Origin of the sequence: Xenorhabdus siamensis, assembly GCF_037996745.1 — a bacterium.
In the GTDB taxonomy this organism is placed as follows: domain Bacteria; phylum Pseudomonadota; class Gammaproteobacteria; order Enterobacterales; family Enterobacteriaceae; genus Xenorhabdus; species Xenorhabdus indica.
In genome coordinates, this window is sequence record NZ_JBBMXE010000007.1 from 1 (window position 1) to 16,570 (window position 16,570).

8 protein-coding genes and 1 pseudogene are annotated in these 16,570 nt (G+C 39.1%); 4 read left to right on the forward strand and 5 right to left on the reverse strand.

Annotation, left to right across the window (positions count from 1 at the left end; genetic code table 11):
• The coding region (locus tag AAC852_RS06885; RefSeq protein WP_340620394.1) for a non-ribosomal peptide synthetase at window positions 1–2,249 on the reverse strand (2,249 nt) is incomplete at its 3' end.
• 1,037 nt (window positions 2,250–3,286) lie between these two features.
• Between AAC852_RS06885 and AAC852_RS06890 the strand changes: the two genes are divergently transcribed.
• Window positions 3,287–3,883 (forward strand): NADPH-dependent FMN reductase, encoded by a 597-nt coding sequence (locus AAC852_RS06890; RefSeq protein ID WP_340620395.1) that lies wholly within the window; start codon window positions 3,287–3,289, stop codon window positions 3,881–3,883.
• A 260-nt stretch (window positions 3,884–4,143) separates the two neighbouring features.
• Here the strand turns inward: AAC852_RS06890 and AAC852_RS06895 are convergent, their stop codons facing one another.
• Window positions 4,144–4,836: a class I SAM-dependent methyltransferase gene (locus AAC852_RS06895; RefSeq protein WP_340620396.1), complete on the reverse strand. Its 693-nt coding sequence runs from the start codon at window positions 4,834–4,836 to the stop codon at window positions 4,144–4,146.
• A 674-nt stretch (window positions 4,837–5,510) separates the two neighbouring features.
• Between AAC852_RS06895 and AAC852_RS06900 the strand changes: the two genes are divergently transcribed.
• The 3 genes from AAC852_RS06900 to AAC852_RS06910 all read left to right on the forward strand — a co-directional run bounded on the left by AAC852_RS06900 (window position 5,511) and on the right by AAC852_RS06910 (window position 11,682).
• Window positions 5,511–8,576, forward strand: a complete 3,066-nt coding sequence (locus AAC852_RS06900; RefSeq protein ID WP_340620397.1) for an autotransporter domain-containing protein — start codon at window positions 5,511–5,513, stop codon at window positions 8,574–8,576.
• Between the two features lie 180 nt (window positions 8,577–8,756).
• Window positions 8,757–10,277, forward strand: a complete 1,521-nt coding sequence (locus AAC852_RS06905) for a trypsin-like serine peptidase (protein ID WP_340620398.1) — start codon at window positions 8,757–8,759, stop codon at window positions 10,275–10,277.
• Between the two features lie 184 nt (window positions 10,278–10,461).
• Window positions 10,462–11,682 carry an MFS transporter gene (locus AAC852_RS06910; protein ID WP_340620399.1) on the forward strand — a complete coding sequence of 407 codons (1,221 nt, stop codon included), beginning with the start codon at window positions 10,462–10,464 and terminating at the stop codon, window positions 11,680–11,682.
• A gap of 412 nt (window positions 11,683–12,094) precedes the next feature.
• Here the strand turns inward: AAC852_RS06910 and tyrP are convergent, their stop codons facing one another.
• The 3 genes and pseudogenes from tyrP to AAC852_RS06925 form a co-directional block, all read right to left on the reverse strand.
• On the reverse strand, window positions 12,095–13,303 hold the full coding sequence (gene tyrP, locus AAC852_RS06915; protein WP_340620400.1) for a tyrosine transporter TyrP: 1,209 nt from the start codon (window positions 13,301–13,303) through the stop codon (window positions 12,095–12,097).
• 18 nt (window positions 13,304–13,321) lie between these two features.
• Window positions 13,322–15,268 (reverse strand): annotated as a pseudogene (locus AAC852_RS06920) (pyridoxal phosphate-dependent decarboxylase family protein).
• Window positions 15,269–15,581: 313 nt separating this feature from the next.
• On the reverse strand, window positions 15,582–16,514 hold the full coding sequence (locus tag AAC852_RS06925) for a dimethyl sulfoxide reductase anchor subunit family protein (protein WP_340620401.1): 933 nt from the start codon (window positions 16,512–16,514) through the stop codon (window positions 15,582–15,584).
• Window positions 16,515–16,570: the final 56 nt, after the last annotated feature.

Below are 16,570 nucleotides of genomic sequence, written 5' to 3' on the forward strand. Positions count from 1 at the left end.
AATCCCTGCCAGATAAATGAGGTTCGCAGGATATCATGGCGATCAACCACCTGTTGCACTGCCGCCAGATAGCGCTCCATCAGTGCCCGATCAGCAAAAATCATCGGATAGGTTAGCAGATAGGGATCACTTTCCTTTGCCAACAGATGATGGAACAAAATACCGTCCTGTAATGGCGACAGAGCATAGATATCCTGAATATTGGTAATCCCGCCCGGCACCTGTTCAACAATGTGGTCAATCTCGGACTGGGTCAGATCAATCAGGGGCAACATTGCTGGTGTCAGCACAGTGGTCTCTGGGGTAATGACATTCGGCGGTATTACTACAACTTGATGTTGATCCAATGTCTGGGCCAGTTCTGACAATACCGGACACTGGAACAGATTACAGGCGGTCAGTGTCAATCCCAGATTGTGCAGGCGTTCAATCATCCGTACGCCAAGCAAAGAATGGCCACCCAACGCAAAGAAACTGTCATGTCGGCTAATACGCTCAATACCCAGTAATTCACTCCAAAGGGTCGCCAGAATAATCTCCATCTCCCCTAACGGTGCTTCATAAACCTGACGGGCGAAGGCGTCTTCCCCCGGTGCTGGCAACGCCCGGCGATCCAATTTACCATTCGGTGTTAATGGGAATTCATCCAGACGCACAAAAGCCACCGGTATCATATAATCCGGCAATAGCGTACTCAGGTGTTCACGCAGACGAGCAGCTAATCCGTCATTCTCTTGGGTCAGCACATAGGCAACCAGTTGTTTGTCCTGCCCCTCGCCTAACGCCAGCACCACAGCTTCACGTATCGCCGGATATTCCACCAGCCGAGCTTCAATTTCCCCCGGTTCAATTCGGAATCCGCGGATTTTCACCTGCTGGTCGTTACGGCCCAAGAATTCCAGATTGCCGTCCGGCAGATAGCGGGCCAAATCCCCGGTTCGGTACATACGCGCATTCGGTTTATCGCTAAATGGATCTGTGAGAAAGCGCTCAGCGGTCAATTCAGGACGATTGAGATAACCGCAGGCCACTCCGTCACCCCCGATATAAATCTCACCGATCATCCCCAATGGCACCGGCTGACCATCAGCATCCAGTAAATAAATCCGGGTGTTGGCAATGGGTCGGCCAATAGGAATAGTCGTCGTACCCGATGCTAACGTGTGAATATGGTAGGTCGTGGTAAATGTGGTTCCCTCACTCGGACCGTAGACATTCAATAGCTTTTGTGGCGGGTTTTTACGCAGTACTTGAGCAATGACATGCGGATCGAGGACATCTCCCCCAACCAGCAGCATTTTAAGTTGAGGCTGCACCGGGGATAACTCCTCCGCCAGCCGGTTAAACAGCCCGACACTCATCCACAGGACCGTAATGCGATGCGCCTGTAACGCCTGAACAAAATCCCGCGGCGTCAGTAACGTGGTATGATCAATAACCACCAGTGCAGCACCGTTGAGCAATGGTGCCCAAACTTCAAAGGTGCTGGCATCGAAAGCCGGATTAGCGGCGAAAGCAATCCGGTCATTGGGTTCGATGTCAGCATAACCATTATTAATAACCAACCGGACGACAGCACGGTGAGGCACAATGACCCCTTTGGGTATACCAGTCGAACCAGAGGTGTACATGATATACGCAGGCCCGGTACTGACACCCAATAAATTAAGATTGTGATGTTCTTCTTCATGAATCGGTTCTGTCTCGCTGGGAAGACGGAGCCGCGGGACAACTAATTCGGCCGGGATTGCCGCCTGCATATCAGTCAGCAATAATTTGGCGGCGCAATCGTTTATCAGCCAGTTTTTCCGTTCATCCGGTACGTTGGGATCGACAGGGACATAAACCGCACCAGCCTTAAGGATAGCTAACTGAGCCACCACCAATTCAATTGAGCGTTCTAACAGGATCGCTATATGGTCACCCAGGTAAATCCCCTGTTCAATCAAGTGACAAGCCAGCCAGTTGGCTCGGGCATTCAGTTCCGCATAGCTCAGTGTCTGATCCCCGGCGATTAACGCTACAGCAGCCGGGGTTTTCTCTACTTGTTGTTCAAACAACTGATGAATACATACATGGTCAGGATATGGGGTTTCTGTGGCATTCCAGGTTTCCAGCAACAGGGTACGTTCAGCCTCAGATAACCCATTAAGCTTTCCCACAAATATGTCATCACTCACCTTTCTTGACGACGTATTCACTAACCCCGCTTCAAGGGTACTTCCCATGCTGGTAATACTGTCTTTCATCTATTTACTACCTCAACGAATTATTGGATTTTTGAAAATTGTTATTCCCAGAAACCATCACAAATGTTTTTCTTTTATTTTTTTGAGAAATAACAACGGGTACGCCAAGCATCGAAAGATACTCAGACGATATTTTTCTCAGGTGTTGGATGTCATAGGCCGGTTAATAACTGCACAACAAAAAATTATGTGACAATAATTTTCCAGACAGCGGAATAAATGGTTAATTTGATGAACAGGAAGAAGGTATTCCATTTTTTTCTTTTTTTCCTTTTTTTAGATAAGCGTCTTTGATCTACCGCAATTTTTTATTAATCGACGCTGAATTCCACAACTAAATAGAAATGGATCTATTGAATATATCTACTGGCATGATCGCTAAGTCCTTGCTGTATTTTTTTCATTTAGCATTAATTTCTAATTGTAATTATTTCAGATGAAGTTATGGGGTTTATAAATATTAACAACCTCTAACAATCAAGGAATAAGTAAATAAAAAATTGTTATTTATCATTAAGTTATAATTATTTCATGTATACTTTTCCATATAAAAAATAACCTCACCTCACTACATATTATTTTATAATAATAAAATCGCACAACTAATGTAAATGTAAGCGCTAATTATATTTAATGACTAAATGAAACAATTTTAAGTAAATACTAATAAAAAATATTATGAACATGAAAGTTCATTGAATTTAATATCCAAAATAAACAATATCAAAATAAAAAATAACATAACTAATTATTTATTAAATATATCTTTTGAGGGAGTAATCACCCATTTCTCGATAGCATCCCGCGTCGACATGTGATTGGGAGAATCGTGAGCAAGGCGGTAATTCGACTATCGACTTTGATGGAAAGTCCTGCGACAGGCTTACTGGAATGAAAAGAATATACTGTGACGACGGTTTTTTTTCCTATTCCAATTTATCAGAGCCTGCATCATTATGATTGCTGTTTGGCTTTCTATTTCCTCGAAATCGGACTCAAACAGCCTCATAACCTCATATAACCCAGGAGCATATAATATGAAATTGACTTTGATATCTGGCAGCCAGCGTCAAAACTCCAGCAGTCAACGTGTAGCCCGCTATTTGCAAAAACTCAGTAGTGAATATGGATTTACTGAGACTAATTTCCTCGAATTGTGCAATGTAGAACTTCCTCTCCATGACGGCTATACCACAGACATATCTGCAGAGTCACATCCGTGGCAAGCAATTGCTCACCATTTAAGAGAAAGTGAAGCCTTTATTTTTGTGTCCCCCGAATGGCATGGAATGGTGCCACCAGCACTAAAAAATCTATTGTTATATTGCTCTGTGACGGAACTGGGGCATAAACCAGCATTATTAACTAGCGTTTCTGCTGGCCCAAATGGTGTTTACCCTCTTTCGGAATTACGTATGACCGGTTTTAAAAATAACCATGTTTGCTTCCTGCCTGATCATCTAATTTTCCGACAGAGTGAAAGCTTAATTTCCCCAGATTTGATTTGTAATGATGCTGTATTTGAAGGACGGGTTCACTATACACTGAAACTACTAAAATCTTATGCCGAAGCTCTGAAACATGTACGTGAAGTTATTGGAGAGGAAAATAAAAAGTATCACTATGGTATGTAAAATAGACAAGAATAACTATTTTTAGTAAAAATCAAAGTTTTAGAAACCTAAGCTCGGCTCAACGATATGAGTCGAGTATAAAAGATCGGATTACCGATCTTTTATATGAATTAATATAGGCTATCTCTAATCCGTTGAGGTAATTCTGCATCGTATTTAACATCATCAAACTCATTTTTACTGAGTCCTTTGAGAATAAGCCCTGGACTGGGTATACTCCAGATGCCCTGTTGCTAAAATCCTGATCATCTCTGTGGGCCTTATAATTCTTCTTCTTTTTTGAAGACCGATATTATAAATGGAGGCTTAAAATTTGGAACATGAGGAATTAATTTTTGGTGAAGAGAAAACCCAGCCTCTTCTGCACATGCTATCCGTTTTTCCAATGACCAGTACGTATCATTAAAAGAGAACGGCTTACCCGTTTTGGTCCATAAAGTCGTTAACAATGTATCTCCGTCACGGTAAGCCTTTCCCGCTTCTCCTGTTTTGAATGGGCCAAAGTCTATGCCGAAAGCATCCGAATTAAAATCAAGAGTCATGTAATAACCATGTTTAACTAAATGGCTATTTACCTGACGAAAAATAGCTCTATACGAATCTTCTGTTTTTAGTGTGCAGAGCACAAAAGAGCTGATTACTGTATCAAAAGGGATGTCATTCGTATAGTGATGAAGCTCATTTGGATAAATGAATATAGCCCCGCTATCTTTATATTTTTCTTTTGCTAATTCAATAGAATATTCTGAAATATCTGCGCCAATTACTTGAGGAACAATCGACGTAAGAAAAGGAATTAACGCTCCTGAGCCACAACCAAGATCAAGAACTTTTTTTATGGAATTATGTTGCTTAATAAAATCACAAATAGTTGTGAAAGCATATTTCTTTTCAAAAATATCATTGTATTGTGAAAAGAACTCAGAAAGATCTTTCTCTTCCCATTTACTCATATATTCACCTCTTATTGTTTTTATAAAGCCGTAAAATAAATTAATAATCAGGTTAATTTAATATTATAGTTTCTTTAATGATTCCTTTTATTGAGAATTCATGATTTCAATCCCATTTAAATAATAAGGCTATTTTACAAATTTTATATATAACATAAATTATTAAACGAGTAATAATTTATGAAAATCTTGTCATCTCTCCTGTGTTTTTATATTTATCATACTTATTTTATTACCCTGATAAATATCCATCTAATAAACAAAATATTGCTTAATTAAAGCACAAAGAAGTATTTTTTTTATTTTTTACTTAACAATAAATAACTGCATATCAGTGTAAAATAACTAAAATTTAAATTTATCCATATGAATTTAAAAAGAAAATAAAATTAAATTATTGTAAAATAAATGTTATCAGTAGGTTAAATGAGTTCTTGCATTTGATGTTTAGTTATCATTTCATAGAAACTTGCTGGCGAGTTATAAATATTTTTTTCGATATCTTTAATCAATTATTTAAAGATTACCCTGCAACGTCCATCTGTTTTTGGAATAACTTAATTCTGCCAGTTATATGAACTCAAATGACCAGTTAAATATAAGTGTTTTCTGAAAAGTTATTTATTGAATAGCGAATCGGAAGATTTCATTATGTAAAAAATGGACCTACTCTTATGAAAAAAAACAATACAGTAAAACCTATATTTTTGTGGGTAACATTATTTTGTGGACTATTACCTATTAATGCTTCAATAGCCGATACTGGATATCAAGAACAGGGGCAGAAAAACTCGCCTGATAGTTGGTTATCAGAGGAATTCAAGCGTCAATGGGGATTAACCGCAATTGGTGCGCATTATGCTTATGCACGTGGTTATACTGGGAAAGGGATTAATGTTGGTGTGCTGGATGAGGCTGTTACTCAGCATTCCGAATTTTCAGGAAAACTTAAGATATTAAGCCCTGAAGATACTTGGAACTATGATGAAAAGAAAAATGGAACGATCGTCTTCGGTGCTCACGGTAACCATGTGTCAGGAATTATTGCTGCAAACAGAGACGGTCAAGGGATGCACGGCGTGGCATTTGATTCGGGCTTAATTACTGCAAAATATTTGCAAAATGAGTTTAATCGTACAGAGTCCATTATTCAGAGTAATGTTCGGGTTATCAATAATAGTTGGGGTGTCCGTCCTAGCTATGCTACTGATAGCAAAGGTAATCCTATAAGATTTCCAAATGGAACAATAAAATATGATAAAGTCACATTAGACGATGTCATTAAATATGCCACCCCGATTAAAGAAATATTGGATAAATTAAGTAAATCTCCAATCCCAGAGAAAGATTTCTATCCAATACTTGGAACAATCAGATCAGCTTCCTTATTACGTGCAGCACGCCAAGATAAATTAGTTGTTTTCGCTGCGGGAAATGCCAACAACTATAATGTCACCTGGTTACACGCGGGGATGCCGTTTTTCTTCCCTGATGTATTAAAGAATTATCTCAGCGTAGCCAACCTGACCAGAGACAATCGAATTAACGTCTCATCAACCAGTTGCGGATATACTGCTAGTTACTGTTTGTCCGCACCAGGCACCAGAGTTTACAGTAGCACAGGTGATTTTGTCTCGAAAAATAATGGAAAGATAGACGAAGATGCTTTAAATAAAGGTGAACTAGAGATTAATCCTACTTATGAGGCTTACACGGGCACATCTATGGCATCCCCGCATGTAGCTGGAGCGGCGGCGGTCTTGATGCAGCGTTTTCCTTATATGACAGCGGGGCAAATCTCTGATGTTCTCAAAACAACTGCTACTGATCTGGGGGAAAAAGGTATTGACCGGCTCTATGGCTGGGGAATGCTGAACCTAAAAGATGCTATTGATGGCCCCAAAATGTTTATCACTGAGAAAGATATTCCTGCTGAATTCTATATTCCCGGCTCATATACGGAAACTCAGTTTGTCGCAAATATCCCCGGAATTGAGGGAATAGTGGAAAAAGGGACTACTGTAGAGCGGGTATGCGATAGCATTGAGTGTGCCTATGACTATTGGAGTAATGATATCGCAGGTCATGGTGGATTGACTAAAACCGGTAAAGGAATGCTTGAACTCGCTGGTAAAAATAGCACTTATAAAGGGCCAACCTGGGTAGAACAAGGCCAGTTGCAAATTAGTGGCTCTATAACCTCTGATGTCACTGTGCAAAATGATGCAACACTGAGTGGGAGTGGTACTGTTGGCTCACTTATGGCCAATGCCAGTGCCAATATTGCACCAGGCAATTTAAATTCAATCGGAATATTGCACGTTGATCGTGATGTTACTTTTCAGGAAGGTTCTCGTTATCTGGTTGAAGTTGCACCAAATACCCAAGGACGTAGTGATCGCATTTCCAGCAATGGTTCAGTGATATTGAAAGGTGGGGCTGTACAGGTCACGTTAGAAAACAACAGCAACTTGCTCTCAAAACATGAGGTTCGTAGTCTGCTTGGTCAACAATACAATATCTTACAGGCAAACCAGGGTATCAATGGTCAATTTACTACCGTTGCACCTAACTATTTGTTCGTTGGTACTCATCTTAACTACCAACCTAATAGCGTGATGTTAGATATAAAACGTAATGCCACTCCATTCGCTAGTATGGGTAAAACCGCTAATGAACGTGCGATAGCTAATGCTGCTGATAGGCTGAATCTGGGTCATCCGGTTTATGAGAGTATCTTAATGTCTGATACGCCCGCTCAGGCTCGCCAGGCATTCCAACAATTGTCTTCTGGACAGATCCATGCCGATATTGCTGCTGCACAAATGAATAGCAGCCGTTATCTGCGCGATACGTTGAATACACGCTTGCGTCAAGCGGATGGTGGAATCACTAATCAGGATATCAAAGCAGATAAAAATGGTGTTTGGGCACAAATCACCAGCAACTGGCAACTTGCCGATAATACCAGTGAAATCAACGGCTATCGTATGTCAAATTATGGTGTGTTACTGGGCGCAGACAAAGCGTTAACGAATGACTGGCGTATCGGTATGTCTACTGGTTATACCCGCTCTTCTCTACGTGGTGGTTATAATACTTCAGCCGACAGCAACAATTTCCATCTGGCATTATATGGTAGCAAACAGTTTAATGCTCTGGCATTGCGTACTGGTGTGGCCTATAGCTGGCATCGTTTTGATACAAAACGTTCGGTTGCTTTTGGCAGTCAGTCCGACAATCTGAAAGCCAAATATGGCGCACAAACCGGGCAGATATTTACTGAAGCAGCTTATAGTATTAATGCTCCCTGGCTGAATTTGGAACCATTTGCCAATTTATCTCACGTTAATTTCCGTAATGGTGGTCTTAATGAGCAAGGTGGTGCTGCGGCACTATCTGGCGAAAAACAATCAAAAAATGCAACTCTCTCCACATTAGGTTTACGCGTTGACCAAAAATGGCAGACGCAAAATCAAATTACTGTAGGTATGTATGGTGAATTGGGTTGGCAACATCAATTTGTCAATGTCGATCGCGGCAGTAAATTAAGTTTCAGCAATAGCAATGCAGCATTTACTGTCAACAGTGTCTCAGCAGCACGTGACGCCGCTGTCATCAAAGCAGGTACGGCATTGAGCATTAATGAAAATGCTCAATTATCTCTGGGATATAACGGTGTCATATCAGGCAATCACAAAGATAACGGTGTATTCTTCAATGCCAACTGGAAATTCTGAGCAATAAAAACTCCATAAAAAACAAACTCATTGCTGGAAATAGTTGGCAGTGAGTTTTTCTTTTCTTCTTAACTTGGTGGTTTTGTATCCACAGCAATACAAAATAGTTAAATAGAGCTTATGCATTATCAGTCGGATAATGACTTTCGAGTCATCTACATAACCTAAAGGAGGATAATTATGACTTATCGTAAGGCTCTGTTAGTTAGTTTGTTTTCTATCACAGCAAGTTCAAATGCTTTAGCTTTGAGTGATACATCTATTGATTTTTCTGAATCTAATGATAATGGTGCTCCATTAATGAAATCAACCGATCCTGGTGCCGATAAATTCAGAACTGTCGGTAAATTTTCGGGGGGAGCAAGTTGTACTGCAACCCTGATTGCTGGTGAAAATGAACCAAGCCCAGAGACCCCGGCCTTGATACTAACAGCAGGACATTGTGTTAATAGTAATGTAGGAACAAATGAAGTGATCGTTGATCGGCCAGTAGAAATGGAGTATTGGCAATATACTCCGGATTATTTTATTGACAAAAAAGACAACCTTTCACCAATAAAAATTGACCGTGTTCTGTATTCAACGATGAAACACCAAGATATCGCTGTCTTGCAATTGAAGGCTACTTATGGCGATCTGGCTAAGAAAGGTTATCATCCTTTGAAGCTGAAGAAAAACATGAAGATGAAACATCAGCCTATCGTGTTGACTCATATTCCTGTTAATAATGTTGATTACAATTTTGCTTACCTTAGAAAGTCTGAATGTGATATTACCGGAAAATCACCATTACTGTATGAAAGTTCTGCACCATGGATCTGGTCTCCGGTCTTTTCTGTTAACTGTGCTGGTGTCGTCGGCGGAACATCGGGCTCTCCTGTTTTTGAAAAAGGTAAAACAGACGTTATTGGTGTTCTTAATACAACCACAACACCAGGTATGACTGGTTGTGGACTCGGCAGGCCTTGTACTGTCGAAAACAATAAAGGTGTTTCAGAAGAAGGAGCCAGTTATTTCATTCCTGTAGATACCATTGCTAATGCAATAACTAAGGACAACAAACTTGATCTATCTAAACTGGAAAACAATAGCGGTGACATTTTAGAAAGAAGTCTGCTGTGGTCATCTTGGATCACTCAAAGTGTTGTTGACGGAGAGAAAGCAAAATGGGATGTCACTATCAAAGAAGGTGCTGATGTCAAAAATATCCGCTATAAAACAGGGTTGATCAGCGAAGTGGATTGTACAAATCAAGCCGGATATAGCGCTCCAGTTTCAGCTAGCAAGGATATATTGAAAAACATGTTACTGCCTGAAAAAGACGGTATCTATAAACTCTGTGTTATCCATCAGAACAACGATGGTCAATGGCAAAAAACAAAAGATGCCTCAGTGATGTTGCGAGAAATTGATAATGTTCCACCATCAATTAAACCAATTATCCATAAAAATGATCACGGGAGTAACAACTGGTATATAACTGTTAAAGCTCAACAATATGAACTCATGGGTGTTCAAGTGAAATATGGCCCTAAAGCAACAACTCGCTGTGATGATAAATCAGATTACAGCTTTGCCTGGAGACCTATAGTTCTAGAGAAATCTGAAGCTCCATGGCGTGTATGTGCATATGGCCAAGATATGGCAAAAAATGATAGCGAAATTAGTGTACTTGATATTGAAGTAACTGCTGATAAATAAACAACTTCACTGCCAGTAATCGCTGGCAGTGAAGTTCGTTATCGAAACCGCAAAACTAGGCTAATGTGCTATTCTGATAGAACTGATCAATTGCCATATCTGATAAGCCTTTGTAGTAGCTAAAGGCAGCTAAAAATTTTATCTATTTCTACCAATCCAATTTTTTATCAGAGAAGACTTGAATATGTCATCACGTATTATTTTGCCTAAAGTTTCACCATTGATTTTACCGATATTTTCATTTGCTGTATTTTTCATCGGTGCGACAGAGTTTATGCTATCCCCCATACTCAAACCATTAGCTGAATCGTTTGAAACAACAACCGATAAAGCGACCTGGCTGGTATCTAGCTATGCCCTCGCCTATGCACTTTCAGCACCAATTTTTGGTTGGTTATCTGATCGAATAAGTCGATATAAATTGTTACTGGCATCTTTGCTGTTTCTTTCAATTGATGGGTTGGCACTGGCTATAGCCCCCAATTTAGAAATTGCCATCGGATTGCGTATTTTCGGAGGCATTGCTTCGGCAGCTCTGATCCCAACTATTTTTGCATTGATTACAGATATTTTTCCCTCCCATAAACAAACCTCAGCAATGGGAATCGTTATGCTTGGCATGACTGTGGGTATTGCAACCGGCCCTGTTTTCGCAGGAGTGTTAACAGCAGTTTTTAACTGGCGGATACCATTTTTGATGAGTGCGATCGGATGTATTTTGCTTTTTATTTTAAGCAGAAATATTTTAATCCGAAGATTGCCTTTAAATCTGGAGAAAAACTCTTCCCAGAATCTTCGAATAAGAAAAACAGAAATAACATTCCAATGGATATACCAGGGGAATTTAATCCGTCTTCTTATCGCAAAAGGGTTTTGGAATGGTACAGCAGTATCTGCTTTTATATTGACCGGAGAAGTACTAAGACGACATTATGATTTAGAAACAGGTGCAGTTGGTATCTCCGTTTCTGCATTTGGCATTGGGCTTGGTTTAGGGAATCTATCTGCATATTTTGTGAAGTACTTACGGATCCGGGAAGAATGCACGCTACTGTTGACAGTAATAACACTTTTCGTAAGCAGTTCTGCATTCATGTTATTACCACTATCTTTGTTCTTTAGCCTTGTCTGCCTGATGTTATGGGGATGTGCACTCGGACTTGCAGCTCCTGTCAGCACTTCTATTCTGGCAAATAGAGCGAAGCGGAATAAAGGCCAAATATTGGCAGTATCTGAAAGCCTGAATAATTTGGCGATTCTATTTTTACTCCCCATTGCGACTATGCAACTAACCCTGCACGGTATCGCGGCTGCAATGATAATACTGGGAAGTTGCTTGATAATAGCTATTGGGATGATATTGAGAGATTTTTTAGTGACACTGTCACTAAATCAAGATCAATAAACGTAACAAAATGGCCTAGTTCTAGAAGTGAAAACAGATACTGTAAAACAAGGAAGATTAACGATGGCAATAGATTCGAACGAATCTTTAAATAGTAAAACAGCAGGAATATCAGTTTATAGCATAAGGAAAAACAGAGCCTGTTATTAATAATAATCTCCCTAAATCCCAATAATCATAGTAAATTCTATGCTTATTTACATAGTGATATATTTTTTACATACTTATTAGTTGCCATCCATGATGATTTTTTTACCCTAGGTTCTTTTAATCTCTTAATTATAAATCCCTTCCCTCTCTGACAAATATCATCGAAAAAGATTACTGGACAATTTGGACAGGTATCAAATAACTTATTAAAAGGCTTTGGTGAATTCCAAAGCCTTTCGACAATGATAAGGAGTTAATGAATTTATCCAATTTCAGGTAACATCCCTGTCACAATACCTATTTGAATAAAAATTACTGCGATCCCACAAAGAAATACTAAAACCAATGCAGGCGTTCCGCCGAAGACTCGATATTGGCATATATTTTTTTGGCGAACCTTAAAAATCAAAATACTAGGTAATAATAGAGCAAGTATTGATAACGCAATAGCAGCATATCCCAACGCCATGACAAATCCTTTTGGATAAAACAGAGCAAACACTAATGGAGGTGCAAATGTCAGCAATCCGGTTTGTAAGCGCCCCGCTACATTATTCTGGCGTTTGAAAAGATCTGCCAGAAAATCAAATAACCCAAGAGTGACGCCCAAAAAAGAAGTTGCCAACGCCAGATTGGCGAATATTTGCACTGAAAATTCTGTTTTTGGTGATGCAACTACAACACGAATCGAGCGGATTAACCCATCTAATCCGGATTTTTCAGCTAGAATACCCAATAATGTTGTTGAATCAAGACTTCCTAATGTAGCTAATTGCCAAAGTATATAAGCTATCAGAGGAATTGCACTGCCGGTAATAAATATCCATCGTAATTTGCGGATATCACCTTTCATATATCGTACAATGCTCGGTACGCTGCCATGAAAACCAAATGAAGTGAAAACAACAGGAATGGCAGATAAAATAAGACCTTGCTCAATAGGCATAGATAATAAATTTACATGCTGAATGTGTGGAAGCATCAAACCAAGCATCAATACCAGAAAGATAATCTTGGCACTAAACAATATCCTGTTTATAAAATCGACAGAGCTGGTGCCAACACAGACTATCCCGCCACCTATTAAGGTGAATAGAAGTACACCTACAGCACCATGAAATGAAACACCTGACCATTTATTAATGTTGGCAGTAAGTAAATCACCTGCCCCACTGATATAAGCCGCCGTTAAGGCGTACAACAAAAACATCATGCTGAAACCAGTAATGACTTTTCCATATTTTCCAAGATAACGATAAACCAGTGTCCCCAAACCGGTATCAAATGATTCATACTGATAAGCTTCAACCAGCAATAATGCGGTATAACTCATCAAAATCCATATCCCAACTAGCAGAACAAAACTAACACTGAAACCTATACCAGAAGCAGCAAGTGGCATTGCCAGCATACCTGCTCCGATCGTTGTCCCAGCGACAATAAAAATACTTCCCAGGGTACGATTTTTCATATCTATATCCCTTTAGTATCAACTAAGAAATGAAGTATCAAAATCTAATTTTTGATGTAATTGTTTTTCTTTTTCATCAACAAGTTGAGTCAGTTTTCTAACAAAAATAAATTTTAATTGTTCCCAATATTCTTCGAAGTGTTCTTCATTACGCAAACAATGTGTCATTACGGCTGCCCGCAATACGTATATATGATGCACTTTTTTCCATTCACTATAACTAAAACCACATTGTTCAGCGTAATACCTGGGGGTATCACCATACTCTTTGTAATCCAGTATTGTTGATGATGTAAGAAGATCGTTGGCATAAGCACGTCCGGTGGAATATGAACATAGTTCATAGATCCGTTTGTTGAGAGCGTTGTGGTTCAGCAGGCTGGTATTTCCAACTTCCTTGAAAGAAAAATTAATCATATGAAAATCAGGTGCTGGCATGATATGTATTTCAAATTGATATTTTTCAACCTTTATGGGTTGCATATGGGTTATTTTATCCAATAATCGATTGGCAGTGCAGATCCCGGCAGCAATCACTTTGCCATACCCATGAATATTCAGAGGTAATAATCTATGCGCTGCCCATAAAGCTGCGGCAGTTGCTCCTGCTTTTGAACCTTCCATTATAGAGGCGCCCAATATTCCTCGATTACTGGTTGGTGAAGCGTTATGAACATCATTATCTTCAAAGAGATAAGCAGCATGGGAAGAAATTAAATCGAGAATCCGCTTATCCTTCATGCAGATAGCACCAGCCGAATATTGAATAAACCCCATCTTATGGGGGTCAACGGTGATCGAATCGACATGTTTTAGTGCCTTGAAACTCAGATAGACTTCCGGTTTAGGCCAATTAATATTTTCAGGGATCAGGCCAAGTTGATGATGATGCTTTACTAATTCATCATATTCCATAAATTTTCCCTGCTCATTCAGGAGCAAAGAACAGGCATAACCTGCATAGGCAGCATCAACATGGATGTAAAACGATGCACCATAATGCTCTTCACATTCTTGCCTCAACTTTATCACTTCATCAATGCGATCAATTGCTCCTACTTCTGTTGTACCTACCACAGCAATCATTGCCAAAATAGCTTCTCCTTTCTCAATAAGAGAAAGCGTGATTTCACGCATCTTGGCAACATCAGTTTGATAATGTTCATTAACGGGCAATGGAATAATATTTTCTTGTCCAATACCAAAAATATCGGCTGCTTTTATCCAAGAGTAATGCTTAGACTGCGGTACAAGTAGCTTGCCTAAAATTTCTGGTTTAACTCCTATGCTACGACATGTCATGTCGCGTATTTCATTAAATACTCCTTGCCTTTTTAACTCACTAATTAAATCAATGGCTTCTGCTGTTGGAATATTCATTAATTGTTTTTGGGACTTGTGACTGAGCAGGTTTTTGGTTTCGGGATGCAGGGAGATGGCCAAAGGCAGTGTTTTTAAGTTTCTGGCAACCCAAAGACCTTCATAGTTAGCCACTGTTCCTCAGGTGATATGTCCCCAGGCTTGTTGCGTGTCATAGCCAAACATTCGGCAGAGATCTAACCCGGATTCAAGCTCAAGATCTGTTGTGGTCGGTGATGCTTCATAAGAACAGTTATTCGGGTTGTACATCATCGCCATGACATAAGCGAGATTAGAAACCATCAAAGTATCACTATTAATGTGTCCAAGATAACGGGGAGAGAAGAAAGGAATGGAGGTGTTTTTTAATTTTGCCGATAACTGATTTAATATTCCTTCTGTCCGATACAATGTTTCTCTGTAGTTATGCTCATAGCGATCAACTGATGTAACCAGAGCAGAATCTTCAGGATGAAAACCTGAACGCCAATGCATATGCTCATTGACCGCATAATCCATCATTTCTCTGAAAAACACAGCATTTTCTGACTTTGGACCTAAAAATAGAGCATCCACATTTAAGTTAGAATTAAGTGGCTTAGTCATAATCACAATATCCTCGATTGTTCATTATTCTTTGTTAGCTATTTATTCATTAACTAAGTCAAGCTATGAACACAGATATAAGACATATGATTTGAAATATTAATAATAAGTTAATAAATACTTTAAATTTGTGCGCTAGAACAAAAAAATGATGAAGAAAAACTGTAATCCAGTAGTGTTTTAAGGATAGTTTATAAATTTAAGACCATGAATATACTGTGGTTTTCTGCACATAAAATCAGTGGTGATATCACATCTTTTATTGTGCAGATTAAAATATATGGAGTATATGATTTTATGATGATATTAATAATTATATATTACACATGATAAAGAAAATATACTGATTAATGATTTCAGCAATAAACATAATGACTGTACCCGACAGAATAGGATAACCTGTTCGAATGCGTGTTCTGTTTCGCCCTTTCCATAATGTATATGCCCAGATCGCCATAGCAATAATGTATAAACACCATGTTATCATTCTGAAACTAAATGCACTTTTGAAATTAAGTTCTGGTTGATGGGGAAAAATGGTGTTTTTTCCTTCACTTTCCAATGCCGTCTCTACTAACCACCCCATGTATGCTGGTTGTTCAATCAATCGCATTGTCACACTGATAAAAACAATAATCAGCGCTGACATAATAAGTTTGGTAGGAATTTTTTCTTGTGTAAGTTTTCTGCCCGATTGACTAATAAACGACAAAGCCAGTGCTGGCCCTAACGTAAATACTGCGCCATAGAACAAAAAATAAGTATTAATATTTGTCCAAGTGAGCATGGCACTGTTCAAATAAATACTGACCATATAGTGAATATCAGCTAAGCCAATAATACCGATCCCCATCATAACATATACATGTCCCCGCTTGGTGGCCAAAGCAAAAAGTGTATATAAACTCAAAGTACCAAAGTAGATGGCAGCAAATGTTGTTTCTATATTTATCCACTCCCGCCGATGTATTATGTTATGCAATTGTAATAAATGATACACACTGAATGGATGTCCCATAATATCCAAAGAAGATAGCAAACCTATTCCAGACAGTAAGCTACTGATGACTAAAGCTATGCGGACAGGGACAACTGTTGATTTTTGCCCTGCGTTTGTTTTCTGATTAAAAAAATAAATATAAAGTGCACTCATTAGTACCAGGCCAATAGAACTTTGCACTATCATTGTAAATGCAATTAACAGCCATTCACTCATGCTAATCCATCCATTTATCTGTAAACCCACCTCTATCATCAATACACTACTATCAACATAACATTATATTATTAATATAATTTCAG

Bases quoted from the DNA above. Each gene is read 5' to 3' on its own strand.
- AAC852_RS06900 (WP_340620397.1), top strand. From the start codon at position 5,511: ATGAAAAAAAACAATACAGTAAAACCTATATTTTTGTGGGTAACATTA.
- tyrP (WP_340620400.1), bottom strand. From the start codon at position 13,303: ATGAAAAATCGTACCCTGGGAAGTATTTTTATTGTCGCTGGGACAACG.
- AAC852_RS06905 (WP_340620398.1), top strand. From the start codon at position 8,757: ATGACTTATCGTAAGGCTCTGTTAGTTAGTTTGTTTTCTATCACAGCA.
- AAC852_RS06890 (WP_340620395.1), top strand. From the start codon at position 3,287: ATGAAATTGACTTTGATATCTGGCAGCCAGCGTCAAAACTCCAGCAGT.
- AAC852_RS06895 (WP_340620396.1), bottom strand. From the start codon at position 4,836: ATGAGTAAATGGGAAGAGAAAGATCTTTCTGAGTTCTTTTCACAATAC.
- AAC852_RS06910 (WP_340620399.1), top strand. From the start codon at position 10,462: ATGTCATCACGTATTATTTTGCCTAAAGTTTCACCATTGATTTTACCG.